Raw genomic sequence first — 764 nt, 5'->3', positions numbered from 1 at the left:
GCTTTCTCTTCTGCTGTTAAGTCATTGTTGGCATCTATTGCTGCTTCTTTTGCTTTTAATGCTTCATCGATGGCTTGTTTTGCCGCTGGCTTCGCTTGGGCTGTTGGAGTCACTGAGTCTACACTTGTTGCTCCATCAGCCTTAGCTTGTTCCACCGCTGCATTTGTTGTTGCTTGATCAATTGCTTGTTTTGCTGCGTCTGCTTTGGCTTTCGCATCTTCTTTAGCTTTTGTTTTTTCTTCTGCTGTTAAGTCATTGTTGGCATCTATTGCTGCTTCTTTTGCTTTTAATGCTTCATCGATGGCTTGTTTTGCAGCTGGCTTCGCTTGCGCTGTTGGTGTTACTAAAGATACACTTGTCGCTCCATCAGCCTTAGCTTGTTCCACCGCTGCATTTGTTGTCGCCTTGTCGATTGCAGTCTTCGCTGCATCGGCTTTGACTTTCGCGTCTTCCTTAGCTTTGGCTTTTTCTTCAGCAGTCAAATCGTTGTTGGCATCAATTGCGTCGTTCTTAGCTTTCAATGCGTCATCGATGGCTTTCTTAGCTGCTGGTTTGGCTACCGGAGTTGGAGTCACCGAATCTACTGATGTTGCTCCGTCGTTTTTAGCTTGCGTTACTGCATCATTTGTTGTCGCCTTGTCGATTGCTTGCTTCGCTGCGTCAGATTTGGCTTTTGCATCAGCTTTCGCCGCAGTTTTTTCTTCGTCTGTTAAGTCATTGTTGGCATCAATCGCGTCGTTCTTAGCTTTCAATGCGTCATCAAT

Annotated in this window: 1 protein-coding gene; it reads right to left on the bottom strand. The window is 45.5% G+C overall.

Going from position 1 to position 764, the window contains the following annotated elements:
- Nucleotides 1-764 (bottom strand): DUF1542 domain-containing protein (locus O3664_RS09125; protein WP_371613938.1); only part of this gene is annotated, 764 nt, incomplete at both ends.

Origin of the sequence: Streptococcus sp. 27098_8_109, from assembly GCF_041432295.1 — a bacterium.
In the GTDB taxonomy this organism is placed as follows: domain Bacteria; phylum Bacillota; class Bacilli; order Lactobacillales; family Streptococcaceae; genus Streptococcus.
This window is presented reverse-complemented; position numbering and strand designations above follow the sequence as displayed.